The 25,424-nt window shown below is 42.7% G+C and carries 18 protein-coding genes and 2 pseudogenes; 7 read left to right on the top strand and 13 right to left on the bottom strand.

Features of this window, described 5'->3' with window-relative positions:
- Window positions 1-440 precede the first annotated feature (440 nt).
- Together IM473_RS07265 and IM473_RS07270 are read left to right on the top strand one after the other, a co-directional pair.
- Entirely contained in the window at window positions 441-2,333 is a 1,893-nt protein-coding gene (locus IM473_RS07265) for a BRCT domain-containing protein (RefSeq protein ID WP_287690395.1), read from the top strand.
- A gap of 129 nt (window positions 2,334-2,462) precedes the next feature.
- A complete protein-coding gene (locus IM473_RS07270) occupies window positions 2,463-3,341 on the top strand; it encodes an NAD(P)-dependent oxidoreductase (protein ID WP_287657812.1) in 879 nt (292 codons plus the stop codon).
- Here the strand turns inward: IM473_RS07270 and IM473_RS07275 are convergent.
- The 4 genes from IM473_RS07275 to ribD form a co-directional block, all read right to left on the bottom strand.
- Window positions 3,338-3,688: a 4a-hydroxytetrahydrobiopterin dehydratase gene (locus IM473_RS07275; RefSeq protein WP_002744294.1), complete on the bottom strand. Its 351-nt coding sequence runs from the start codon at window positions 3,686-3,688 to the stop codon at window positions 3,338-3,340. The genes IM473_RS07270 and IM473_RS07275 overlap by 4 nt on opposite strands.
- 60 nt (window positions 3,689-3,748) lie before the next feature.
- Window positions 3,749-5,251, bottom strand: a complete 1,503-nt coding sequence (locus IM473_RS07280) for a DEAD/DEAH box helicase (RefSeq protein WP_287657813.1) — start codon at window positions 5,249-5,251, stop codon at window positions 3,749-3,751.
- Window positions 5,252-5,555: 304 nt separating this feature from the next.
- Window positions 5,556-7,529: a molecular chaperone HtpG gene (gene htpG, locus IM473_RS07285; RefSeq protein ID WP_287657852.1), complete on the bottom strand. Its 1,974-nt coding sequence runs from the start codon at window positions 7,527-7,529 to the stop codon at window positions 5,556-5,558.
- 259 nt (window positions 7,530-7,788) lie between these two features.
- A complete protein-coding gene (gene ribD, locus IM473_RS07290; RefSeq protein ID WP_287657814.1) occupies window positions 7,789-8,886 on the bottom strand; it encodes a bifunctional diaminohydroxyphosphoribosylaminopyrimidine deaminase/5-amino-6-(5-phosphoribosylamino)uracil reductase RibD in 1,098 nt (365 codons plus the stop codon).
- Between the two features lie 414 nt (window positions 8,887-9,300).
- On the opposite strand from ribD, the gene IM473_RS07295 reads away from it, so the two are divergent.
- The 3 genes from IM473_RS07295 to IM473_RS07305 all read left to right on the top strand — a co-directional run bounded on the left by IM473_RS07295 (window position 9,301) and on the right by IM473_RS07305 (window position 12,610).
- The gene (locus IM473_RS07295) at window positions 9,301-10,737 is read left to right on the top strand and encodes an ammonium transporter (protein WP_287657815.1); all 1,437 of its coding nucleotides are present in this window, start codon (window positions 9,301-9,303) and stop codon (window positions 10,735-10,737) included.
- A 175-nt stretch (window positions 10,738-10,912) separates the two neighbouring features.
- On the top strand, window positions 10,913-12,337 hold the full coding sequence (locus tag IM473_RS07300) for an ammonium transporter (protein WP_287657816.1): 1,425 nt from the start codon (window positions 10,913-10,915) through the stop codon (window positions 12,335-12,337).
- Between the two features lie 60 nt (window positions 12,338-12,397).
- The gene (locus IM473_RS07305; protein WP_287657818.1) at window positions 12,398-12,610 is read left to right on the top strand and encodes a hypothetical protein; all 213 of its coding nucleotides are present in this window, start codon (window positions 12,398-12,400) and stop codon (window positions 12,608-12,610) included.
- A gap of 133 nt (window positions 12,611-12,743) precedes the next feature.
- Here IM473_RS07305 and IM473_RS07310 read toward each other — a convergent pair.
- Window positions 12,744-13,594, bottom strand: a pseudogene (locus tag IM473_RS07310) (transposase).
- A gap of 17 nt (window positions 13,595-13,611) precedes the next feature.
- Here IM473_RS07310 and IM473_RS22505 point away from each other — a divergent pair.
- Window positions 13,612-13,913 (top strand): annotated as a pseudogene (locus IM473_RS22505) (hypothetical protein); the annotation flags it as partial.
- Window positions 13,914-14,059: 146 nt separating this feature from the next.
- Here the strand turns inward: IM473_RS22505 and IM473_RS07320 are convergent.
- Entirely contained in the window at window positions 14,060-15,094 is a 1,035-nt protein-coding gene (locus tag IM473_RS07320; RefSeq protein WP_287657820.1) for a hypothetical protein, read from the bottom strand.
- Window positions 15,095-15,471: 377 nt separating this feature from the next.
- On the opposite strand from IM473_RS07320, the gene IM473_RS07325 reads away from it, so the two are divergent.
- Window positions 15,472-16,338 carry a 6-pyruvoyl trahydropterin synthase family protein gene (locus tag IM473_RS07325; protein ID WP_287657821.1) on the top strand — a complete coding sequence of 289 codons (867 nt, stop codon included), beginning with the start codon at window positions 15,472-15,474 and terminating at the stop codon, window positions 16,336-16,338.
- A gap of 61 nt (window positions 16,339-16,399) precedes the next feature.
- On the opposite strand, the gene IM473_RS07330 is transcribed toward IM473_RS07325, so the two are convergent.
- The 7 genes from IM473_RS07330 to IM473_RS07360 form a co-directional block, all read right to left on the bottom strand.
- Window positions 16,400-17,209: an SDR family NAD(P)-dependent oxidoreductase gene (locus IM473_RS07330; RefSeq protein ID WP_287657823.1), complete on the bottom strand. Its 810-nt coding sequence runs from the start codon at window positions 17,207-17,209 to the stop codon at window positions 16,400-16,402.
- A gap of 496 nt (window positions 17,210-17,705) precedes the next feature.
- Entirely contained in the window at window positions 17,706-18,881 is a 1,176-nt protein-coding gene (locus IM473_RS07335; protein ID WP_287657825.1) for a hybrid sensor histidine kinase/response regulator, read from the bottom strand.
- Between the two features lie 176 nt (window positions 18,882-19,057).
- The gene (locus IM473_RS07340) at window positions 19,058-19,504 is read right to left on the bottom strand and encodes a response regulator (protein WP_002758488.1); all 447 of its coding nucleotides are present in this window, start codon (window positions 19,502-19,504) and stop codon (window positions 19,058-19,060) included.
- Window positions 19,443-21,749 (bottom strand): sensor histidine kinase, encoded by a 2,307-nt coding sequence (locus IM473_RS07345; RefSeq protein ID WP_287657826.1) that lies wholly within the window; start codon window positions 21,747-21,749, stop codon window positions 19,443-19,445. The genes IM473_RS07340 and IM473_RS07345 overlap by 62 nt, the downstream gene beginning before the upstream one ends.
- A gap of 388 nt (window positions 21,750-22,137) precedes the next feature.
- Window positions 22,138-22,419, bottom strand: coding sequence for a type II toxin-antitoxin system RelE/ParE family toxin (locus tag IM473_RS07350; RefSeq protein WP_004163338.1), 282 nt, complete (start codon window positions 22,417-22,419; stop codon window positions 22,138-22,140).
- Window positions 22,416-22,640 carry a hypothetical protein gene (locus IM473_RS07355; RefSeq protein WP_002784870.1) on the bottom strand — a complete coding sequence of 75 codons (225 nt, stop codon included), beginning with the start codon at window positions 22,638-22,640 and terminating at the stop codon, window positions 22,416-22,418. Before IM473_RS07355 ends, IM473_RS07350 begins: the two co-directional genes overlap by 4 nt.
- 152 nt (window positions 22,641-22,792) lie before the next feature.
- On the bottom strand, window positions 22,793-24,844 hold the full coding sequence (locus IM473_RS07360; protein WP_287657827.1) for a M3 family metallopeptidase: 2,052 nt from the start codon (window positions 24,842-24,844) through the stop codon (window positions 22,793-22,795).
- Between the last annotated feature and the right edge of the window lie 580 nt (window positions 24,845-25,424).

Below are 25,424 nucleotides of genomic sequence, written 5' to 3' on the forward strand. Positions count from 1 at the left end.
CAATTCCTAATAGTCTTTTAGTTTGTTTCGGATATTTTTGAATGTATTCCCAAGTGTAGTTTTTCATGGCTTTTTTTGATTTACTATTTGTTTTATTATATCCTATTATTGTGATTTAATTAAATTATGGAGAGGTTTAATGGATAATAGGCAAGGACAATGGATAATTATCAACCATAGCTCCTGCGGCCATGGGCTACTATTTTAATCATCAGGAAGAAATTGACCTGGAAATCACCCAAGAATGGGATCAGGTACAAATTAGCATAACGCGAATAGCTAAATCACCTTTTTACACCGGGAGGAAAGAAGTGACTTTTTCCCCGCCCTTTCCCCGAATGCACCCCGTAACTGATATAAGTAGAGATGTAGGTCTATAACCAAAATTGCCGCATCAGTTCGGTTAGGTGACTGTTTTTCGCTTGTCTAGGAGGGTAGATATGCTCAACGAATTAATTTATGAAGGATTAGGTTTAAGTGCTGTTTTCGGAGGACTATTCCTCTGGTCGCGCTCTGGTCTCGTCAGCAAAAATACCGCCCTTTTAGCCGCACAAGCGCAATTACAGCAAAGTAACTCAGATTTGTTTGCTCAAGTCAAGGGTTTAGACGTGGCGCAATCAGAGTTAAAAGACGAAAATCAGCAGCTGCACGCCAAAATAATTTACATAGAACAACATTCCGCCCAATTACAGCACAAAGCTACGGATTTAGAAAATTCTCTCCAGTCCCTCCAGCAAGCTGTCCAGATAGGTGAGAGTGAAATTGAACACCTGAAAACCACCGCTAAGGAAATAGAAGCGGAGAAAGCTGGTTTGATGGAGCAATTAGAGGGAGAAAAAGCCCAAATTACTAGCCTAGAGGCACAGATTCAAACTTTAGAGCAGCAAAAAGGTGAAATTAACCGTCAATTTGATTTGACCAAAAAACAGACCACCTCTCTCTATAGTCAAATTCAGACCCTAGAACAGGATAAAGCTCTTTTACAGCAAGAGCTAGAAAAAGCTGAGGAATTAAGGGCGAAAGTGGCCGATTTAGAGCATAAAAACCAAGAATTAAGCGATTTAGCCGCCCAAATTCCCAACTTGCAAGGTCAAATTCAAACCTTGGAACAGAATCTGGCTGACCAAACAGAACAGTATGAGCGAGGACAGCAAGAAATAGCCAGCTTACAGGGTCAAATTACTGGGTTAGAGCAGCAAAAAAAGTCTCTCAGCGAAGATTTAGCCGCAAGTCAAACTCGATCGCTCTCTTTAGGGCAAGAATGCGACAATTTAACTATAAAACTCCAAGAAACCGTCGCTCAAGTGACAGCCATAACCGCCGAAAAGGACAGTCTCGGCGCTCGTCTCGAAGCAGCTAAACTGGAGTTACAAGCTTTAGAAGTCCAGAAAGGGGAATTATCGGCAGAATTAACCACTGCTGCCGAAAAAATTGCTGATTTAGAAGGGGAATTACAGGAATTAACCCAGTTACCGCAACAATTGGCTGATTCTCAGGCAAAAATTGCTGATTTAGAAGGGCAATTACAGGAATTAACCCAGTTACCCCAACAATTGGCCGATTCTCAGGCAAAAATTGTCCATTTAGAAGGGCAATTACAGGAATTAACCCAGTTACCCCAACAGCTAGAAACCTATCGGGAAAACATTTCTAATTTAGAGATTCAACTACACCAGTTAAGTTCCGAAAAAGACCAATTAGAGACCACAACTTCCCGTCATATCGAGGAATTAAGCCAACAAAATCGCCAACTAACTCAAGATTTAGAAGCCCAAAAAACGGCAGCTAAAGCTTTAGAAAAAGAAAAAATTAAGTTCGAGGGTGAGTTAGCAACTAAGCAAGAAGAAATCGCTGCTTTAGAGGTTAAAATTCAAAACCTACAGCAAGAAAGAGACGATTTCTCTAAACAAACTGCTCCCATTATTACTAATGAACCGGAAGCAATTATTAGTGAAACTCCAGTAGTAGCAGAACCAGAAACCCCCCCGGTGATGGCCAAGGAAACTCCGGTAGTAGCAGCAGAAAAAATCCCGGTTGCCGATACAAGTTTAGAAGTGCAACCCGCAGCAAAGATAGTCCAGACGAGTCAAGAATCCGCAGAAAATCCCCTAAGGGGAAAAACCGTAGTTATACTAGGAACCTTCAGCAAAATCAGTCGCGAGAAAGCGAAATCATTAATTATTAATGTCGGTGGTACTGTTACCGGTTCCCCCAGTGCGAATACTGATTATATTCTCCTCGGTAAAGCTCCCGGTGAGAAACTCAAAAAGGCTCAAAAATTAGGCATTAAAACCCTTTCAGAAGCCCAATTTCTGCAAATGGTAGAATCCTAAATCAGTTATCAGTTATCAGTTATCAGATTTTAGTTTTCAGTTAACTGTTTACTGTTCACTGAAAATATACCCCACTTCATAATTCATAATTCATAATTCATAATTCCCTTTCCCTTGATTACCAAAATTATGAGTCAAAAAATTGCCTTTTTAGGATTAGGAGTGATGGGGGCGCCGATGACGGCTAATCTTGTCCGTCAAGGTTTTGCTGTCAATGCTTGGAATCGTACCCCAGAGGTGCCGGGGATAACCATTGCCGGGGCAGCAGGTGCGAACATTTGTTCTAGTATCGCCGCCGCCGTCAGGGATGCCGAGATTGTCTTTACCTGCGTCGGGGATGTGCCTGACGTGGAAGCGGTAATTTTAGGACCGGGGGGTGTCATGGAATCGGCAGCGGTGGGAACTCTGGTGGTGGATATGAGTACCATTGGCTCTCAAGCCGCTAGGATGATTGGTAAAAAGCTAGAGGAAAATAATCTCCGTTTTCTCGATGCTCCCGTCTCTGGGGGCGATATTGGGGCGAAAAACGGCAGTTTAACTATTATGGTGGGGGGGAAAGAAGCGGATTTTCAGACTTGTCTGCCCTGTTTTCAAGCCATGGGTAAAACTATTCGCTGGTGTGGCGAAATCGGCAACGGACAGGCGGTAAAACTCTGTAATCAAGTCTTGGGGGCGGTTCACATGGTGGCACTGTGTGAGGCTCTAAAAATGGCAAAAATTCAAGGATTAGACCCCAATTTAGTCATAGAAGTCTGTAAAACGGGGGCGGCGGGTTCTTGGGCTTTGGAAAATTTGGGACCAAAAATCCTCGCCCAAGATTTACAGCCAGCTTTTATGATTGAACATATTTTAAAAGATTTGCGATTAGTTAAAGAAACTGCCCAGACAGCCGGGGAAATTCTGCCCGGGACAGATTTAGCGGAAACTCTATTTAAAGTAGTAGCGGAATTGGACGAAGGCAAGGGAATTAAACAGGGAACCCAAGCGATGATTCGCGCCTACGATTAAGCATTTTGTTGGCGATAAATATCATCGGTACGGGCAGCCATGATGAAATCATTTTGATGTAATCCCCCCACGTCATGGGTCCACCAAGAAACGGTAACTTTACCCCATTCTGTCAATAAAGCGGGGTGATGGCCTTCTTTTTCCGCCGCTTCTCCCACGGCATTAGTAAAGGCGATTGCCCCTTGAAAATTGGCAAATTTATAGAGTTTTTGCAGACGGGGAATACCCTCGTATTCTAAGAGATTCCAATCGGGAATTTTAGCCTGTAAAGCGGTAATTTCCTCGGCCGTGATAGGAGAAGAACCCGATTGATAAGGTTGACATTTTTGTTGGGCAAGTTCGGTCATAGGGGTATCAATTAAGATTTTTTATCTTTATTATAGAGGAAAATCCCCCAGAGAAATTTTCTATTCTTCCTCTGACTCCGGAGAACTTACCCAAGGGGTAGAAGATTCGGCAGCTTTCGGGAAAGAAAAAGATTTTTTCGGAGCAGAAGGCAATAATTCCAATTGTCGATTACCGGTTTTATAGCTAGTTTTATTTTTCTGCTCTCCCCGTCGTCGTTGGGAGGTTTTTTCCTCCGTGGTATTTTCGGCTATCACTTCATACAAAATCGCCCGTTTATCCTCTTGTTGGCCTTTTCTTAAAACCCGTCCTAAACGCTGAATATATTCCCTAGTGGAACCGGTTCCCGATAAAATAATCGCGATGCGCGCTTCCGGCACATCAACCCCTTCATTGAGAACATGGGAAGTCACCAGAATTTTGTATTCTCCCTGACGAAAACGGGTCAGGATTTCATGGCGTTCTTTCACGGGAGTTTGATGGGTTATGGCAGGTATTAAAAAGCTCTCGGAAATGCGGTAAACTGTGGCATTATCGTTGGTAAAAATTAAAATTGGTTCCGGATGGTGTTCACAGATTAACTCGGCTAAAACCCGCAATTTTCCCTGGGTTCCAGAGGATATTTCCTTCGACTCCCGGTGCGCTAACATGGCCCGGCGCCCTTCGCTACTTCTGGCACTAATCATAACAAAATTTTGCCAACCATCTAAACCAGACAAACTGAGATTATTTTTTCTTAAAAAATCATTGCGAATTTTAATTGCTTCTTGATATTTTTCCTGTTCTTTGGCAGATAGTTTCACTTTAATTTGAATTATTTCATGATCGGCTAGGGCTTTTCCTGACAAGTCTTGGGGACTTTTTTGATAAACAATTGCACCAATAAGATAATCTAAATCTTGATGACTACCATCACCGCGATCCGGTGTTGCTGTTAAGCCTAAACGATAGGGTGCGATCGAATCTTCCGCTATTTTCCGAAAGAAATCCGATGGTAAATGATGACATTCATCAAAAATCAAAAAAGCGTAACGATTGCCAAGAGTTTCTGAATAAATTGCCGCACTTTGATAGGTGGCGATTAAAATAGCACTATTATCCTTAGAACCTCCCCCTAATAATCCCACCTCGGCATCGGGAAAAGCCGCCAACATCTGGGCATACCATTGGTGCATTAAATCAATAGTCGGCACGATAATTAAGGTACTGCGGGGAGTCGATTGTAGAGCTAATTGGGCAAGATAGGTTTTGCCGGCAGCGGTGGGAAGGACGATAACACCCCTTCTCTGGGATTTTTTCCAAGCGATTAAAGCTTCAGTTTGGTGGGGGTAAGGTTCCCGTTCAAAACTGGCAATTAATTCTAAATTGTTAAAAGCTTTTGCTTCATCTTGGAAGTTAATGCCCTCCTCCTGTAGAGTTTCCACCAGAGGACGATAATGAAGTGCCAAAATGCGAAATCTTTCAATACGATCATCCCAAGTGGCAAAATCTAGCCATTTTTTCCCTTTTGGTGGTGGATGGAGAATTAAGGTTCCTCGCTCATATTTGAGGGTGGGTAAGCGCATTTTTCAGTTATCAGTAAACAGTAAACAGTAAACAGTAAACAGTATAAGTGAACTGAAAACTTACATCTGATAACTGATAAGTACCTAAGCAAAATTAATTACACATATCTAACCACCTCTTGCCTCTTGCCTCTTGCCTCTTGCCTATCTTCACTAGGAAATTAATTTTGCACGACTACTTAACTGATTCAAGGCTGACGGCGGCAAGATAGCTTATCGTTAGATCATATTGATCGGGTTAAAAAAATAGAGTGTGAATTAACACACTCTCAGCATATCGGAACAGCTAAAGTTTGGCAATAGATTAAATCTTTTCGGTTAGCTTAGTCAGAACGCGATTGGAACGTTCCACAAAAGCTTGCATTCCCTCGGCATCAAATCCTTTTTGAGCGATTAAAGCTAAATCATAAACGTGCTGACAGAGCATTTTCGCTAATTGCGCCGATGGAGATTCGCCGCTACCGGTAACAATACTTCCCTGACTAATCTGGACAATCTGTTGAATTAGGGGATGATTAGTATTAATCATCAGAATATGTTCTTCGGGGAAAGCCATGGCTTTTTGTTGCATCATTGCCGTCATTTCCTGTAAGCGTCGCATCGCTTCTGGAAGTAAGACAATTGCCGGGGGAGTACCTTGGGGATCATCGGATTTCAAGGCTTCAGTTTTGATATTGATGCGGGAATTATCGAGAGCTTTGGCGAAGATTTCTTTGATCAATTCAGCCCGGGTTTTATTACTACCGGGATCGATAATTTCACTAGCTTGATCCTGTTCGAGCAGCGTCGAGTCTAATTCAGAATCAACCCGGGTGAATTTCACATCGGAGTATTCTCTTTCTAGGAAAGGAATAAAATAATTAGTATCGATGAAAGAATCAAAGAAAAGGATTTCTAAGCCTTGATTTTTGTAGAGTTCAACGTAGGTGGATTGACTCCGAGGATCGGTACAGTAAAAAACTCGATTTTCGTGGCGTTCTTTATGGCGTTCCAGGTAGGCTTTGAGAGTAGTATAACCTTCCTGTTCGATCGCTTCTAGGGGAGTTTTCGCCGTTGCTTCTTGCCATGCGTCACCTTCGGCGGTTTGCACTTCCACTTGTACGGGGGTTTCTGGGGGTTTGTAGGTAGTGCGATAGATTAAAATATCTTCTACCTGCTGTTTAAATTTATCCTCTTTCAAGGAACCAAATTTAATAAAGTTTCCCACATCTCCCCAACAACGAATATATTCTTTTGCGTCTTCGTTGTAGAGAGATTTGAGGCGATCAGCAATTTTTTTGGCAATAAAATCGGCAATACGGCGAACGGTGCGATCTTTGGTTAAAGCACTTCGAGACACATTTAAAGGAATATCTGGACTATCGATAACTCCTCGCAAGGGTATCAGGAAATCGGGAATAATTTCTTCGCAATGATCGCTGACAAAAACCTGATTACAGAATAACTTTAATTGTCCTTTTGAGACATCCACATCCGGTCTTAGTTTGGGAAAATAGAGAATGCCATTGAGCAAGAAAGGATAATCGGTATTCAGATGTACCCAGAGTAAAGGTTCTTCTTGGAAAGGATAGAGATAACGATAGAATTCTAGGTAGTCTTCTTTCGTCAGATTTTGAGGAGATTCTTTCCATAAAGCCCGTTGTTGATTAATCACTTCCCCATCAATTTTAATGGGAACAGGCATAAAATCCGAGTAGGTTTTGACTAACTGGCGAATGCGGGCAGGTTCTAAATATTCCCCTTCCTCATCCATTAAAGTTAGGGTGATAGTGGTGCCGATTTGGCTGCGGGAAGAATCGGTTAGTTCAAACTCTGGAGAACCATCACAGCACCAATGGACAGGGGTAGCACCTTCCTGATAGGAAAGAGTATCAATTTCTACCTTTTTAGCCACCATAAAAGCCGAATAGAAACCTAGTCCAAAATGACCGATTAAATCGTTGGCTGATTTTTGGTATTTATTGATAAATTCTTCCGCACTGGAAAAGGCAACTTGGTTAATATATTTCTTGATTTCTTCCCCCGTCATCCCGATGCCATTATCGGTAATTGATAGGGTACGATTTTCTTTATCGATGGCGAGATTAATTTCTGGTTCGGGGAATTCTCCTCTTGCTTCTCCTGCTAAAGAAGCCATTTTTAATTTCGAGATGGCATCAACACTATTGGATATCAATTCCCGTAGAAAAATTTCATGGTCGGTGTAGAGAGATTTTTTGATAATAGGGAAGATATTCTCGGTATGAATCGTGATATTACCTTTTTCGAGTACCGTCATACGTTCAATCACTAAGGGTTTGACTATTCTAACTTTTTTATTTTGCTCGATAATGGCACCATTGATCACAGAGCGATTGCCCAACTTCTTCTAGGGTGATAACCGTACCGATAAAGGCATTTAACGGCAGCAGGGCGATTTCTAGAACTCGATCACAAAAATTAGGGGTAGGTGCCAGATTACCGCAGTTATTGATGACTTTTTGACTTTTGCAAGCGGTTGCTTGAGATTTGCCGATTGAGCCAGAATTGCAGTAGCTCTACTGTTTACTTTGCAGATATCCCTCAATCAAAATATCGGGATTGAGATAATTAACCGTGACATTTTCTAGCTGTAAAGCTTGGCTCATTAACTGGAAACCTAAATCACCCACGGCAGTGGGTGCCTGGATTCCCCCGATGATTTTGGGCGCAATAAAAGCGATAATTTTTTGTACCATGCCCTCAGCGATCGCTGCCGCACTTAAACCGCCGCCGCACTCCCACAAAACCTGACAAAATCCCCTCTGATAAAGATTTTCCATCACTAAAGTGGGCGTCACCTCGGTGAGTTCGATCACTTCCACGCCTTTTGTTAATAATTGTTGCTTAAGCTTGACATTGGCATCAATTTGTGTATAGACAAGGGTGGGAAATTGACTGGTATCCCAAAGATGGGCGGAGGGTGGTAAATCGAGCGATCGAGTCATGACCACGCGCAGGGGATTATGATCAGAGAGGCCGTGAGTGGTGAGGTGGGGATTATCTTGACGGACAGTGCTACCGCCGACGATAATCGCATCACAGGCCGATCGCAATTGATGGACTATTTGGCGAGAAGCGGGGCTAGTAATCCAAGTGCTATGACCGCTAGTGGCGGCAATTTTGCCATCGAGAGTCATGGCATATTTGAGAATACCGAAGGGTTTTTTAGCGGTGATGCGATGGATAAAACCCTGATTGAGTTGACGACATTCGGACTCCTCCACTCCCACCAGCGTCTCGATGCCTGCCGATTCTAGTCTTTGAATGCCTTTCCCCGCCACCAGGGGATTAGGATCGATCATCCCCACCACCACTTTTTTAATGCCTGCTTGCACAATTGCCTCGCTACAGGGGGGAGTCCGTCCATAGTGGTTACAGGGTTCAAGATTGACGTATAAAGTGGCACCACGGGCTTTTTCTGCTGCCTGTCTCAGGGCGAAAACTTCTGCATGGGGTTGTCCGGCCCCTGGGTGAAAACCTTCGCCGATAATTGTACCCTCTTGAACGATCACAGAACCGACTAAGGGATTAGGAGAAGTCCGCCCCAAGGCTTGCCTAGCAAGGGTTAGACATCTTTGTATCATTGTGCGATCGAATTCCGTTGCCCGGGCCATGGTTGATTTCTCCAAAGGAGGGGAGACTTTATCAGTGATCAGTGATCAGTAATCAGTGATCAGTGGGAAGCTTTTTTCAGTGTTGCCAAAGGCACGGCGTAGCCGTCCAGTAAACAGTAATCAGTGAACTGAAAACTCACATCTGATAACTGATAACTGAATTATTGATCACTTCTCTACTATTATTATTTTAAAATGAAATGTATCAAAGAATACAGAAATCTCAGATTAAAAAAACAAAGATCGAAAAGCATTGACTACTCACAGATCAAGATAAATCCCTAGGTGTTTGGTCTTCTGAAATGATTGACCTCTGTTCCTAGTATTTAGCGGTTGAACGGACATAATTGCTCGGTGATTATTTTCAAAAGTAATGAATCGACCTACTAACTCAACAAAGTAAACGAATTAACGATGAAACGAATTGCTCGAAAATCTGGGGAACTTGTCGGTTTATTACCGAAAATTAACCCTGTCTGGTTAGCCTGTGTTCCCTTGTCTGCGATTATTTTTGTGGTTTGGAACACGGCCGTACAGGCCCAAGATGCGAAACCCCTAACCCCCGAAGATGTGCAAAACGCCCTCAATACAATCTGGGTTTTAATTGCCGCCATTCTCGTGATCTTTATGAACGCAGGTTTTGCGATGCTAGAAACGGGATTCTGTCGCCAGAAAAACGCCGTTAATGTTCTCGCCAAAAACCTGATCGTTTTCGCCCTCTCCACCATATCATTTTGGGCGATCGGTTTCTCGCTGATGTTTGGGTCTGTCAGTAACGAATTTTTCGGTACAGGAGGTTGGTTCCTCAGCAGTAGCGATCCTGCCACCTACGCCATGCCGAAATATTTGCCCACCTCGGTGTTCTTCCTGTTCCAAGTCGCTTTTGCGGGAACGGCGGCCACCATTGTATCTGGGGCGGTGGCAGAACGGATTAAATTCGTCGATTTCCTAGTTTTTAGCTTAATTATCGTTGGTATCATGTACCCGATCACCGGTCACTGGGTTTGGGGTGGCGGTTGGTTAGCCGACCTTGGTTTTAAAGACTTCGCTGGTTCGACGGTGGTCCACTCGGTGGGTGGTTGGTCTGCTTTAACCGGGGCGGCAATTCTCGGCCCGAGAATGGGTAAATACATCAACGGTCGCACCAGTGCCTTACCCGGCCATAACATGAGTATCGCGACCTTGGGTTGTTTAATTCTCTGGATTGGCTGGTTTGGTTTTAACCCCGGTTCTACTTTAGCGGTTAATGAAACTGTACCCTATATCGCTGTCACCACTAACCTCGCCGGGGCTGCGGGGGGTATTGCCGCTACCTTTACCGCTTGGGCGAAAGATGGTAAACCCGACCTTTCGATGATTATTAACGGTATTCTCGCCGGTTTAGTCGCCGTTACTGCCGGTTGTGATGGTGTATCCTATTGGTCGGCGGCAATCATCGGTTTAATCGCCGGCGTAGTCGTGGTTTACTCGGTGGGTTTCTTCGATAACCTGAAAATTGATGACCCGGTGGGTGCAACTTCCGTTCACCTCGTCTGTGGTGTGTTTGGAACCTTAGCCGTCGGTATCTTCAACAAAGATGCTGGTTTAATCACCGGTCAATTCCAACTGTTTATTAACCAAATTATCGGCATTGTAGCAGTAGGGGCATTTACCCTGATTGTTAGTGGTATTGTTTGGACAATCCTCAAGGCTACCCTCGGTATTCGTGTTACTCCCGAAGAAGAATTGGAAGGTCTGGATGTGGGTGAACACGGCATGGAAGCCTATAGCGGTTTCGTCAAGGAGTCCGATATCGTCGCTGGTAGCTATTATGCTTCCAGTGTTGACATGGAAACGCCTAGCACTCGTTAGGTTAAACCTTGTAAAGATAGATTAACTTATCCCCGACAAAGTTAAAGAGAAAAGGAAGAAGGCCTCGCCCCGATGCGATCGGTGGCTATAATTGCCTTCTAAACCTTTTCTCTTTCGGTTTTTTGTCTCTTTCCGGACAGAAAAAATTAATCTTGCTACTAACCACCAACCGTCAATGAAAAAGATCGTAGGAATAACCGTACTTTTGCTGGGACTGGGATTCAATTGCGGAGTTGCCCCGGTTTTTGCGGAAACCATCACCGCCGCTCCCCCCAATCCGATTAGTTCTGGGGATACCGCTTGGATGCTGATCTCCTCAGCTTTAGTTTTATTAATGACCCCCGGACTGGCTTTTTTTTATGGGGGTTTAGTGCGTTCCCGCAACGTCCTCAACACCATGATGATGAGTTTGGTGGCCATGGGCGTCATCGGTGTAACTTGGGTGCTGTGGGGTTATAGTCTTGCTTTTGATGTCACCCCGGGTAAAAGTGGCTTTGGTGAAGGGATCGAAGCTTTTATCGGTGGTCTGGATTGGGTGTTTCTCAACGGAGTCACTGCGGCCACACCTGACAATATCGGTTATGCACCCACCGTTCCCCATCAAGTGTTTATGGTCTATCAGATGATGTTCGCCATCATCACCCCGGCTTTAATTTCGGGTGCGATCGTGGAACGGGTCAACTTTAAGGCCTATTTTTGGTTTTTACTGCTTTGGTCCACCTTAATCTATTCTCCCCTAGCTCACTGGGTTTGGGGTAAGGGTTGGTTAGCAGCCACTGGGGCGCTGGATTTCGCCGGTGGAACCGTTGTTCACATTAGTTCTGGGATTTCCGCACTGGTGGCCGCCTGGATGATCGGTCCGCGGCGTAGTTTTGGTGTCCAAACCTATGCACCCCATAATGTGCCGTTTGTTCTTCTGGGTATCGGTTTACTCTGGTTCGGTTGGTTTGGTTTTAATGGGGGTAGCGCGCTTTCCTCTAGTTCCCTAGCTACGACAGCTTTTGTTAATACCACGATCGCCGCTTCGGCCGGTGGTTTGACATGGATGCTTATAGAATGGATTTTACGGGGTAAACCGACGGCGATCGGTATTGCTAGTGGATTTTTAGGGGGATTAGTCGGTATTACTCCCGCTGCCGGTTATGTGCTGCCGATCGGGGCGATTCTCATTGGTTCGATCACTGCCCTTACCTGTTTTTTTGCGGTTAGTCTGCGGGCAAAATTGCGCTTTGATGATTCTTTGGATACCTATCCCGTCCATGGTGTCGGCGGGACCATAGGTGCGCTGCTTACGGGGCTTTTTGCCACAAAATCAGTTAATTCAGCCGGAAATGATGGTTTGTTTTTTGGGAATCCGGGGTTACTGTGGACGCAATTTGTTGGCGTTGCCGCTACTTATATCTTTGCGGCCGTGGGTACTTTTGTGATTCTGAAAGTTCTCAGTCTATTTATGGAGCTGCGGGTTAAACCGAATACGGAAGCAGAAGGGTTAGATGTTCCTGAACACGGAGAGGAAGCCTACGGACAAGAATTCGAGTTTGGTAGCAGCCTTTCCTACCAAGAAAATTCTCCGACCACAAATCCTCGAGAAAATTATTAGCGATTCAATCGGCTATCAGTCCGGCTAACAGAGGCGAAATTTCGTCTCTGTGAAACTGGGTTGAACAATTCCGTTTTTGGTCGTCTTGTCTCTGTCACCGGGGGTTGTGATCCTGTCCGTCACTGGCAAAGAATGGTCGCTCTTTACTATCCAGAGATTCTCGAAGACCCAAAAACTCTCCGCCAAGGCTTAATGATACCAAATCCCTTGAGTATAGGTTACCTATCAGGAGAGGCACTCATGCAACAGGCACTTATGGAAAAGGGTGAATAAATAATCAGTTTTTAATAACCAGATTTAGTACGATTCATTCTGCGAATCTAATTCTTTTTTTTGCTACCTTTAATCGCTGATGAGGTAAGCTAGGGAGCAGGGGGATCTTCTGGTTTTCGTGTGTTAATTTTTGTTATGAATTAAAGCAAGCAAACAGCTTAAGTCGAAGATGTTCAAAATTGGTAAATCCATAACTTATTCTTTTAATAAGCTTTATTTTGGTATTCATTCCCTCAATTAATCCGTTGGTTGTATGATTTTCAAAGTAATTACAGATACCCGACAAATGCTTCTGGATCATACTGGCACTACTTTGATCTAATATTCCGCCTATTCTTATCCATTTTTCCAATTTTCTCTCAGCACCTTTGAACGTTCTACAACCTTGATAAATTTGTCTAATTTCTTCTTTCATTTCGTCGGCTATTCCCAAGCATAGATGTTCTTTCAAGATAACTTCTAGTTGTTGTTTTTGCTCGTCCTTTAAGTCCTCTTTATTCTTCCATAATAAATGAGGTAATCCTTTAAGCTTATTCGTTCTGGTGCTTCCCACTCTTCCTTTTCTAGTTCTTTAGCAAAGTGATTAAATATTAACTGAACTTCTTCCCATCCTAACCCTTCTTCTCGACTTATTTCTTCGATACTACAATTTTTTACTCTCTCATAAATCATCGCTTCATAGCGGATTGTATGATGCTGTCTTAATCTCATCAAACTCAATCTTTCGCTCATATACTTTTGGCAATTTTGACAATGAAACTGGCGGCGTGGTACTTCTAAATATACTCGATTGCCTAATATTGACAAATCTCTGACTAGATTATACTCTGTCTGATTGATTCTGTCCAAGGTTTCATGGCAATTCGGACATTCAATTGTTTCATTTAAAAGGGCGAGCTTTAGGAAAATTGTCTGCTCAATTTTTTGATAATTGACCACTGTGACATTTGGTAAATCGAGGAGTTGCTCAAAATTTATCCAGATAACCCACCTCCTGTTCTGTGTTACTATTATACCATGCTCACACAGAACCTAGAAGAGCCGAAAACGTCACAGAAACTCCCCTTTTATCACCCAAAGGAACCTTCCCTGCCAAAGTTGTCAAAGTTATTGACGACTATAAATTAGTAATGAATAGAGGTGAAATTAGTCGAATTCGAGAAGGTCAAAGAATGATGGTTTATCCTATCGATGACGAAGAAATATTAGATGCGCATACTGGCGAATCTTTGGGTTATCTTGATTTAGTACAGGAAGGGTAATTTTCGTTCAAGATAAAATATCTATAATTGAAACCGATCAGAAAAAAACCTATAGAAAAAGTGTCAAGTCAATCTCAGTAACTACTCAACTACTCGCCATCTAAGAGAGATAAGTGAATACTACCCCAAAAACTGGGTAAAAAGAGGACTTCAAAGATTACTGTCCCCAATCACCGAGAACCATTGGCTATTGAGGAGTGATAATTTTCAGGGTTTTCATTTGCAGTTGATTCAATTTCAACAGGAGACGACGACGCAAAAAGAACTGTTCTTGTTGCCAGAGAGAAAGGGAACACCATTGATTATAGGCGGGAACACATTCATTCAAGATAAACTGATGCCAACAATGAACAAGATGGCTAACAGTCACGGTTTTCGACCTTTCTTGATAATGAGATTTTATTTGCTGCCTTAAGTAATTGTCGTCCCGCAATTTTTTGAGATAATAAATAACATCATTCTCATTATTAGCAGTAAAGAAATCTAGCTCACTTTTGTACTCTGCTTGAAAAGCGGATTCAGTTCCTAAAATAGCAGGAACAGCTGCTAACCAGGCATTATAGAGTTTAGTGGCGGGTTTCCAAGGATAAGTTTCCTTTGAGTCGAAACGACGAACAGCGATGATTGCATCTACTTGACGATAATCATGCCAAAACTTATCATTAGTTTGAATGCACCAGTTTAAACCTAAATTATCTACCTGCCGTTGCCATTCCGGTTTGCGTAAGGGGGGAGCTAAATTGGAAGTAAGGCCAAAATAAACTACATTTTCAAACCGATCGCCCCGTTGAGGATCACGAGGAATTAAGCCTGGTTGAGTCCAATGGGGTAAAAAGTATCGCTTACCGGGTAAAAGATAGCGATCTTCGGCTATTGATTGTATATAAAGTTGAGAAGCAGTTAATTCCTGTCGATTTTGGACAATATGAATTTGAGCGTAGGGTTGAGGATTTTGATCCCCTTTAACACAAGCCAGTAATAACTTGGGATAGGGTTGAAAATCATAAGCTAACGATTCTCGATGACCAATTACAATACCTTCTTTAGGGATAGTATCTACTAATTCACAGGGAAAGTTCGATTCGCGTAATCGCAAATAAGTTTGTAAAATCCAAGCCAATGAACCTCGACCCGTTCGTAATTGATCGGCGTGATCGGGCAAAGGGTCGGGTCGATGGGAAGCGGGAAGATGAAAATAAATAGGAGGTATTTGCTCGACCATAAATTATAGGACTTACGCATTGACAAAGTGCCGATTCAGAGCTGAAGTGCAACGAAGTCTGAAGTATGTTTGTAGAATACTTGATCGGGAGTTTGATAGTCAAGGGATTTTCGGCCTTGCTGATTTGAGACTTGAATCTTCTTTTGTGGGATTTTTAAAACCTAGACCCAAACTAACTTTTGGATACGATGCACGGTTGGCATTAATACCTTGATTCAGCAACGCCAATTTTCTGACTAGAAGCTCACAGCGATCGCACCCTGCTGGAATTGAGGGATAACTTTCCCCGGTCCGCAAGCCAGAGGAGACAAAACTGGTTTATGCTAGAAAGGGTTACTCTTAACGTAACTTTACAAAGTCATTGATCGCCCACATTTATGGATTGCATCATCAATCGTCGAGCGCGGTTTTCAGCCAGCCATCGCTATTATCTACCAGAATGGGACGAAGCCGAAAATCAAAGACGTTTTGGTCTTGGTAGCCGTTTTCCCGGTCATGGTCACAATTACGAATTATACGTCTCCGTATACAAAGAACTCAATCTTTATGGCATGGTGGAGAATCTCTCCACCGTGAAACAGGTAATTAAACGAGAGATAACCAGTCAATTAGACTACTCCTATCTCAATCAAGTCTGGCCGGAATTTCAGCAAACCCTACCCACCACAGAAAATATCGCTAGAGTTATCTGGCAAAGATTAGCACCCTATTTACCATTGGTCAAAATTCAACTATTTGAACACCCCGAATTGTGGGCAGAATATCAAGGAAAAGATATGGAAGCAACTTTAACTGTCAAAACCCATTTTAGTGCCGCTCATCGTTTGGCTTTACCGCAATTAACCCTCGAACAAAACTCGGAAATCTACGGCAAATGCGCCAGGGTAAACGGTCATGGCCATAATTATCACCTAGAAGTATCCGTGGCGGGAGAAATCGATCCCCGCACCGGTATGATTGTGGATCTAGGGGATTTACAAAAAGTGATCGATGAATTGGTAGTAGAACCCTTCGATCATGCTTTTTTAAATAAGGATATTCCCTACTTTGCCGAAGTGGTTCCCACCGCCGAAAATATTGCCTTACATATCGCTCAACTATTAGAAGAACCGATCCGCCAATTAGGAGCCGAATTAGATAAAGTTAAACTGATTGAAAGTCCCAATAATTCTGCGGAAATCCACTGTCGTGGTTCGGTTCAAGCTCCCCGACAACTTCTAGAAAAAACCCTGACAGCCGTTTAATTGCCTGTTGGTGAAGGTGATTAGGGTGAGCCATACTCACCCTGATAGATTTAATCAAACCCTAGTTAAACACTTCTCGCCATCCTCGCTTTCCTTTGCTTTGGCGTAAGGGAGAAGCTAAATCGACAATTTTCTCAAGCAGTTTCGGGGCCAATTTTTGACACCAAAGAGCTAGATGACTTTGCCAACCGACGACAATTTCTGTTTTTTGCCTATTTAACCCGGTAATTAGAGTTTGGGCGACTTCTTCGGCGCTCATCGGTTTTAACCATCGAAATAACTGCAATTCTCGCACCATATCCGTATTGGTTAAAGAGGGTAAGAGGGTGATAACTTTGATGTTGTGTTCCCGTAATTCCGACCTGAGAGCTTGACTAAAACCCAAAATGGCAAATTTGGTGGCCGAGTAGGTAGCGAAGCTAGGAGCGGCAATTTTACCCATCATGCTGGAAACATTGACAATCGTTCCCTGTCCCCTAATTGCCATCCGGCGGGCAATTAAGCGAGTAACTGTGTACATGGCCATCAGATTTAAAGATATTTCTGCTTGCACTTGCGAAAATTGCGAGCGTAGAAAGGGGGTTTGATGGGCAATACCGGCACAGTTAACGAGGATATCAATGCCACGGCATTCTTGCCAAACGCGGATAATTGAAGGACTAACAAGGTCATTTTCGGTTAAATCTAGGGCTAAAGGTGTGGCAATGACCCCTAGGGACTCAATTTCTTTGGCTAGTTTTTCTAATCGCTCTTGATCTCTGGCAACAATCACAATTCTGCTTAAACCTTGTCGGGCTAATTCTAAGGCGATCGCACGTCCGATACCCCGGGATGCTCCCGTGACTAGGGCTGTTTTTCCCTGTAATTTCATGATCAAACTCCTGTTTTAAGCAACAGTACAGAAATTTATTGGTTTTGCTTCTGAAATCTTTGATTTGTGCATCTATGCCCTACATAAGTAGCGAAGCAATCGGGGGATAGATGGATAGGTTAGGGTGCATGGGATTTTTCCTCCTTCAAAGCGCACTCTTGAACCCACGGTAACAGTTGTCTTTACAAACAGCAATCTTTTTTAACACTTTTCCGCAAAATCACTCGATCGGATGAACGCTCAGGGTGATCCTCATACTAAATCCGTTAAGTATAGGTGACATATCAGGATAGGCAAAAGGCAAGGGGCAAGAGGCAAAAGGGGGAATAGATAATCAGTTTTTAATAACTGGATTTAGTATCAATCTGATGGAAGGGGAGAAGGGAGAGGGGAGAGGTGGGGTTGATTCATGAATCAACCCTACTATGAATCAACCCTAGGGGAGAGGAGAGAGGGGCAGCAGAAAAAAAATTGTGGTGCCACCCTATTGTTGATCTCAATTTAGGTGTTCAATGTCGGTAATAATCGGTAAAATTACCGTGATCTTTGTGCCTTTTCCTTCCTCACTTTCTAGGTGAATTTGTCCTTTGTGCGCTTCCACACAGCGTCCGACAATGGCTAATCCTAATCCCGTTCCTTGAATATTATCGACATTGCTACCGCGATAAAAAGGTTTAAATAAATGTTCTTGATCTTTGCTGGGAATACCAATTCCTCGATCAACAATTTTAAAGACTACCTGCTCGGATTCGACAATAATCTTAAATTCTACCTGGTTCCCTTGGGGTGAATATTTGAGAGCATTTCCCAGTAAATTTGTCAAGATATGTTTAATTAAATTAATATCCCAAAGTCCTCTTTCTAAGCTCCCCTCAATTTGGAAAATAATTGCTAATTGCGGCTCTGGCTTAACCGTAAAAGATTCTACCAATTTCTGACAATAATCCAGCAAATCCACCGGATCAAATTGACAGTATAATCTCCCGGAATCGGCCCGGCCAATTAATAACACTTCTGTGAGCAATTGATCCATGTCTTTAATGGCCGATCGAATCATGCGAAAATAGCTAACTTGCTGATCTTTTGTCAACCGATCGCGACTTTCTTCTAATAATCCAGCCGAGAGTAAAATTTTATTTAAAGGATTGCGAAAATCGTGGGATAACATGGAAACAAATTCAGTTTTTAACTGATTTAATTCCTGAGCTTTTTCCAGTTGATTAGTGCGTTCAATCACGCTCATTTTTAAAGCTTCGTTCGATTCTCGTAAAGCTTCCTCCATCTGTTTTCGCTCGATCGCATAACATAGCGATCGAGTTAAAATTTCTAAACTTACTTCTCTTTTAATTAAATAATCCTGCGCTCCCTGACGCAGTGCTGCCAAAGCTAAATTATCATCATTAGTATTAGTTAAAACCACGATCGGCAATTTCGGAGCCGTAATCAAAAGGGGAGCTAAGGATTGCAAACCCTGACTATCTGGTAAAGTTAGATCTAATAAAATTACATCAAAATTTGTTTGTTGTAACAGGGAAATAGCCTCGGATAATCTTGAGACATTAACCAGATGAAATTCTTTTTTTTCATTACCCTTAAGAATTTCCTTTAATAATCGAGCTTCGGCTAAATTATCCTCGATTAAAAGAACTTTTATATCCTGCGAGAGTCCCATTTTTTAATCAAGAGTTAAAGAGATTTCGGAGGTTAGGAAGTGGGAAGATTTTTCAGTGATCAGTAAACAGTAATCAGTAATCAGTGAAAAGAAAGCTCCGAACTTGCCACTTGATACTATGAACTGAAAACTCAAACCTGATAACTGATAACTGATAACTGATAACTGATAATGATTCACTCCCCGGGTAAAGTAGCGGTTTCTAACCAAAAAGCCTCGATATTTTTGACAATTTTGAACAAATCGTTGAGATTGCGCGACTTGGTTATATAACAATTAACGTGCAGTTCATAGCTATAAAAAATATCCTCCTCGTTGCGAGAAGTGGTTAAAACCACCACAGGAATTCTTTTTAAACTGGGATCGTTTTTTATTTCCGCTAATACCTCCCGTCCGTCTTTTCTGGGTAAATTCAGATCGAGAAGAATCAGATTAGGACGGGGAGAATCGAGATACTCCCCTTCTCGACGCAGATAATCCATGGCGTTGACACCATCCCTAACGATAACTAATTCGTGCGGGACGGTGCTAGTTTTTAATGCCTCTTGGATGAGGCGAATATCAGCTTTGCTGTCCTCCACTAATAAGATAATTTTGTGTGGCACGTCCTCGCCAGCGCTCACGCTCGTTACCTCCTAGGGGAATTGTAAAACAGAAAACCGCTCCTTTGCCTAATTGGGATTCTACCCAAATTCGTCCGCGATGACACTCGATAATTTTCTTGCAAATCGCCAAACCCATACCTGTGCCGGGGTACTCGTCGCGGGTGTGCAGTCGTTGGAAAATCACGAAAATGCGTTCGGAAAATCGGGGATCGATACCAATTCCATTATCGGTGACAGAGAACAGCCATTCCTCCTCTTGACGTTGCGCGGAAATATGAATAGTGGGAGTTGCTTTTCCCCGGAATTTAATGGCATTACCGATGAGATTTTGGAACAATTGCATTAACTGGGTTTTATCTGCCATGACAATTGGCAAGGGATCAACGGTGATTATAGCTTGACTTTCCTGAATTCTCCCTTTCAGGTTAGCGAGAGCTTTTTCCAGTGCCAGATTAGCATCAATGGTATTAAACTCTACCGCCTGCATATCCACTTTTGAGTAAGCCAGCACATCATCTATTAATGTTTGCATCAAGCTGACACCTTCGACGGCAAAAGTAATAAATTCTTTAGCATCTTCGTCCAGTTCTTCGGTGTAGCGCATTTCTAGCAACTGCACATAGTTGGCGACTTGATTGAGGGGTTCCTGTAAATCGTGGGAAGCGACGTAGGCGAATTTTTTTAATTCGGCGTTCGATAGTTCCAAATCCCGCGCTAAACGTGCCAATTCATCGGCTTGTTTTAAGATGATATTGACGATCGCTTTTCGTAATTCTAGTGCCGCGTTGATTTCTACTGCTTTCCAGGGTAAAGATTTCAAGCGAACGGTTTCTTTCCAGAGGGAGAAAGATTTACGCGGACAGAGACGAATATCACCATCTATGGCAGTCGTTTCGATCGCTTTACCCGGATCACCACCCCAGTTCACGGTTTGAATTACTTCCGGACGAAACCAGAGGAGATAATTACGTTTAGAAATGGGAATTGCTAGTAAACCACTGGCAATGTCTTTAAACTTACCCGCATCGGCATAAATTCGCGGTAAGGAATTAGTATAGTAAACATCTTCATGGACGTTTTTTTCTAGCCAAGTAATCAGATAGTTTAATTCTTCTTCGCTCGGTGTTACTCCAATTAAGGTATAGTTACCACCTAAGCAAATAGCGGCTCCCGTGGCTTTAGTTAGATCGAGCAGATTCGGTTTATGGGCAATTAATCCATCAATAAAGTTATTAGCTTCCGCCATATAATCGATTAATTGCGATTGCACAAAGCTTAATTTTACTCGATAGTCATAATCCTCGGTTTCTTCCCGTGCCGATATTTCCGAAAAAATCACTCTTCCTAAGAATTCACAAGCTTTACGGAGTTCGTAGGGTACATATTTAGGGGTGCGGTGATGACAAGCAATAATTCCCCAGAGACGTTTATTTTCAATCAGAGAAATGGTTAGAGATGCTCCCACTCCCATATTATGCAGGTATTCTAAATGACAGGGAGAAGCACTTCTAAGACTGGACAGGGTTAAATTTAAGGGTTGTTGAGTTTCGGGATGAAGACTAGGCACTAGATCGACGGGTTCAGAGGTAGCATCGGGAATCTGTCGAATCCAATTAGCACTTAATAAATTTCGTGCTGGGAGAGGGATATCGGAAGCGGGATAACGTAAACCGAGATAGGGTTCTAGTTGTTCTATTTTGTCTTCTGCTATCACATCACCGTTATCTTCTTCGTCGAATTTGTATAACATAACTCGATCGAATCCTGTCATTTTTCTCACTTCTTTAACGATGATATTACAGAAATCTTTCAGGTTACGGGTGGCTTCAAGTTTATCGATCGAAGTTTTGGCTAGGTGATAGAATCTCAGGAAAGGAATGTTTTCATAGGAAATAGCTGGTTCTAACTCTAAAATCAGCATTTGTTCGGCGTTGCGGTGAAAAATAGCATCAAAGACGGCAAAATCATCCCCTTTAACCCGCGCCCAAATTTTGGAGGGATTGATAGCATCAAAATCGTTATTTTCTATGGCTGATTTCAGAGGATCGATCTGAAAGGGATCGAAGATTTCCTCTAGGGTTTTACCGATAATTTCCCCCGGAGAAATACCCAATAAACTGCGGCTATTACTGCTGGTTTGGCTGACTTTTAGCTCCGGTTCGCTGAGAACTAAAAGCACCCCGTGCGGTTGAATTCGGTTATAGAGATGGATCGGTTCCCGTTCGAGCGAAGTTGGGTTAATTGTCTCGGTTAGAACTTCCATGTGTATTGCCCCCAGAGGATTTTTGCCAAGTTGAAAACTCTTTGTTTATTAAAACTATTTCTTCTCACTTTCAGGGAGCGATCGAGAATAAATTTACTTCTCTTAATCCCAGTCCATCAAAAGTAATAAAACTTTAATTAATCAGTTATCTATCGATCGAGCAGTTCTGTTCAGTTCCCTTTATTATAATCAGTTTTTCTCTGAGAATCTAGGGTAATTTGTTAAGAATTAAGAGTTAATGTTACAAGGGACAGATAATTCTTAATAAAAATATACAGTAGTTAAGGGGTTTCAGACCCAAAAATTTCCAGGAACGCACGCTAGAAAAGTAGGCGATATCGCACTGTAATTATACAATTGATAAGCAAGAACAAATTCAAGAGATAAATTAGTAAACTTGATCGTGTTTTCCAATATCAACTATAACAATTAAAGTTTCTCCTGAATCAGTATCTTGACGAAAAGTAAAAATAATACGGCAATCGTAACTAACAGAACATGACCAATAACCTTCTAATCTACCTGTCAGCTTATGAGATTTTAAAGAAGGGGTGAAGGGATTATCTTCTAACAAATGTAGAACCTCTGATACCTTGCTTTGTAGTTGAGGATTTTTGCTGATTAAGCGTTGAAAAGCTCTTTTAAAGCTTTTGTCAGCAACTAATTTTATTCTTCTTCATCCTCTAACAAATAAGCCATTATCTCTTCAGCACTGCCTTTTTTTGCTGTTCCCATTGCTAAAGATTTTAAGGTTTCTTCGCCATTTTTAGCCATCTCCTCCCGGCGTTTCTCAATGCGTCTTTTACGAATTAGCTCAAACAAATAATCTTGGTCTTCAATGGATAGACTCTCTACCGATTCGATAATATCTTGAAAAAATGCGATACTCATTACAGTTTCCTCCTGTTAGTTAACTTTTTTTTCCTGATATGTTATCACAATATATTCAAGTAGGGTGCGTCAGACAATCCCTTGTTTTTAGGGAAAAAATCAAGAGCTAAATATTGCCGTAACGCACCACAAAAAAAAGTTTTTGACTACTTTTATAAGCCGCTATGACGGAGGAGAGGCTCGGTACTAGGTTCGCGACCGCGGAAAGCTTTAAAAACATTCATAGGATGAGAACTTCCCCCCATAGCTAAGACAGTATCGCGAAAACGGCGGCCGATCGCTTTCACTGCTTCTTCGTTATCTAATCCCACTTCCTCGAAAGCGGCAAAAGCATCGGCGCTGAGAACTTCTGCCCATTTATAACTATAGTAACCCGCCGCATAACCGCCAGCGAAAATATGCCCAAAAGAACATAAGAAAGCATCTTCCGGTAGAGGAGGAATTATTGTCGTCGTCGCCGCTAAACGCTGTCTGACTTGTTTAGGAGTTTCGCCGCCATTGGGTTGATAACGATGGTGCAATTCCAAATCTACTAAAGACAAATGTAACTGACGCAGCATAGCCGAACCGCTCATATAATTCTTAGCTAGAAGCAGTTTTTGATAGTAATGTTCGGGGAGAGTTTCACCAGTTTCGTAGTGTTTGGCCATACTCATTAAAGTAGGGCGATCATAACACCAATTTTCCATAAATTGACTGGGCAATTCCACCGCGTCCCACTCAACGTTATTAATACCCGCTGCGCCAGAATAATCCACAGTGGTTAACATATGCTGTAAACCGTGGCCAAATTCGTGAAATAGGGTAGTTACCTCCTCAAAGGTCATTAAACTGGGGTTTCCGTCCACTGGAGGCGTTTGATTGCAGATTAAATAAGCCACGGGTAAACGCACCTCGGTGCCGGTTTTGGCCCGACCGATACAGACATCCATCCAAGCGCCGCCGCGTTTTTCGGCGGGACGACTGTAGGCATCGAGGTAGAAATAGGCGATTTTTTCGCCCTTTTCGTCGTTAATCTGGAAATAACGCACCTCGGGATGCCAGATAGGTGCTTTACCGTCGGCGGCGATAATTTCTACCGCAAAAATCCGTTTAGCGAGGCTAAATATGCCTTCTAAAACCCGTGGTAGGGGGAAATAGGGGCGTAATTCCTCGGCACTAAAGTTAAACTTGGCCTGACGCTGTTTTTCTGACCAATAGGCTATATCCCAATGCTTGAGATCGTCGGTTCCCGCAAAAGTTTTTAAGGCCTCTAAATCCTGTTTTGCCGCTTCATAGCTTACTTGGCGCAAATTGTCAAGCAATTTCTCGATTTCATCCACAGAATTGGCCATTTTCCGGGCAAGACTGACCTCGGCGTAGGTACTATAACCTAGAAGATGGGCTTGTTCCTGACGAAGTTGCAAAATGCGATCGATGAGGGGATTATTATCCAATTCTCCCAGATCGGCCCGACTAACGTAGGCTTTATAGAGTTTTTCGCGCAATTCCCGATTATCGCTGTATTTCATAAAGGGGAAATAACTGGGAAAATCGAGGGTAATCACCCAGGGGCCAGTTTCGCTGCTGGCGTTAGTTTCTCCTTGGCCCCGGGCGGTTTGGGCGGCTAAACTAAGGAGACTAGGGGGTAAACCGGCGATATCTTCTGGGGTTGTTAGTTTCAGTTGAAAAGCTTTGGTGGCATCGAGGATGTTATTAGAAAATTTCGTGGTGATTTCGGCTAATTCCAGTTGAATCGCGTTAAATCTGTCTTTTTTCTCCCCTACCAATCCCACCCCAGCCAATTGAGCATCCCGTAGGGAAGCTTCGACAATGCGCTGTTGTGCCTCGTCTAATTGCCCCCAGCTTTCCCCTTGGCGCAGGGACAAAAATGCCTCATAAATGGGTTTACTTTGGCTTAAACGGCTAATAAACTCGACTACCTGTGGTTGTACGGTTTCGTAAGCTTGACGCAATTCCGGGCTATTTTTTACCCCCATCAGATGACCGATAATCCCCCAACTCCAGCTTAAACGTTCTTCGATCCGGGTGAGGGGTTCGACCAATTTTTCCCAGGTGGGGATAATCTGCGCTTCTAGTTCGGTTAATTCTCTGGCCAGTTCCTGCAAAAGTTGCGTCATCCCAGGGACAATCAGGCCGGGTTGGATTTGGTCAAAAGCCGGTAATCCTTGACCGGCAAGCAGCGGGTTACTGGTATTCGTCATAATTTTTGGTCTGCAAGGGCGAGTAATCTGTATCTTTTACTACCCTAACCCAAATCCCCAACCATCTATCCGGGCGATCGATTGCCGGAGCTTTTTCAGTGATCAGTGGGGTGTGGGGTGTGGGAAGTGGGGAGGTGGGGAAGTGGGGAAATTGAACTAAAACCCCAAAACCCTAAAACTCCAACACCTAAAACCTGACTCCTGACTCCTGACTCCTAACCCAATGTGGGGCAAAGATAAGCAAAAATTATCTATTGACTGCACAAGATTGAGAATATTTAAATTAACATTCCGCAATATTTACAAATTCTTAAAAATTAATTGAGAAAGATTTTTATTTAACAACGATGTTATCATGGTTACAGCGATTTTACTGAATTTCATAATGGGTTATTTTGTGCTTTTTTGGGCAGCAACGCTTAAAACCCTTGCCACATATAGAAAGTGATCCTAATTAAGACGGTTAAATCAGTCAATTTCACCCATGACGATGATCTTTTTTTTGTGTAGTTTTATTGCAAAAAAAAAGTTTTTTTGACAAAAAGCACAAAGTATGAAATTACCCAACGTATTTCTGGCT

The sequence above is a fragment of the Microcystis sp. M015S2 genome (assembly GCF_020245945.1).
Taxonomy (GTDB): domain Bacteria; phylum Cyanobacteriota; class Cyanobacteriia; order Cyanobacteriales; family Microcystaceae; genus Microcystis.

Bases quoted from the DNA above. Each gene is read 5' to 3' on its own strand.
- IM473_RS07265 (WP_287690395.1), top strand. From the start codon at position 441: ATGCTCAACGAATTAATTTATGAAGGATTAGGTTTAAGTGCTGTTTTC.
- IM473_RS07270 (WP_287657812.1), top strand. From the start codon at position 2,463: ATGAGTCAAAAAATTGCCTTTTTAGGATTAGGAGTGATGGGGGCGCCG.
- IM473_RS07275 (WP_002744294.1), bottom strand. From the start codon at position 3,688: ATGACCGAACTTGCCCAACAAAAATGTCAACCTTATCAATCGGGTTCT.
- IM473_RS07280 (WP_287657813.1), bottom strand. From the start codon at position 5,251: ATGCGCTTACCCACCCTCAAATATGAGCGAGGAACCTTAATTCTCCAT.
- htpG (WP_287657852.1), bottom strand. From the start codon at position 7,529: ATGACGGTACTCGAAAAAGGTAATATCACGATTCATACCGAGAATATC.
- ribD (WP_287657814.1), bottom strand. From the start codon at position 8,886: ATGGCCCGGGCAACGGAATTCGATCGCACAATGATACAAAGATGTCTA.
- IM473_RS07295 (WP_287657815.1), top strand. From the start codon at position 9,301: ATGAAACGAATTGCTCGAAAATCTGGGGAACTTGTCGGTTTATTACCG.
- IM473_RS07300 (WP_287657816.1), top strand. From the start codon at position 10,913: ATGAAAAAGATCGTAGGAATAACCGTACTTTTGCTGGGACTGGGATTC.
- IM473_RS07320 (WP_287657820.1), bottom strand. From the start codon at position 15,094: ATGGTCGAGCAAATACCTCCTATTTATTTTCATCTTCCCGCTTCCCAT.
- IM473_RS07325 (WP_287657821.1), top strand. From the start codon at position 15,472: ATGGATTGCATCATCAATCGTCGAGCGCGGTTTTCAGCCAGCCATCGC.
- IM473_RS07330 (WP_287657823.1), bottom strand. From the start codon at position 17,209: ATGAAATTACAGGGAAAAACAGCCCTAGTCACGGGAGCATCCCGGGGT.
- IM473_RS07335 (WP_287657825.1), bottom strand. From the start codon at position 18,881: ATGGGACTCTCGCAGGATATAAAAGTTCTTTTAATCGAGGATAATTTA.
- IM473_RS07345 (WP_287657826.1), bottom strand. From the start codon at position 21,749: ATGGAAGTTCTAACCGAGACAATTAACCCAACTTCGCTCGAACGGGAA.
- IM473_RS07355 (WP_002784870.1), bottom strand. From the start codon at position 22,640: ATGAGTATCGCATTTTTTCAAGATATTATCGAATCGGTAGAGAGTCTA.
- IM473_RS07360 (WP_287657827.1), bottom strand. From the start codon at position 24,844: ATGACGAATACCAGTAACCCGCTGCTTGCCGGTCAAGGATTACCGGCT.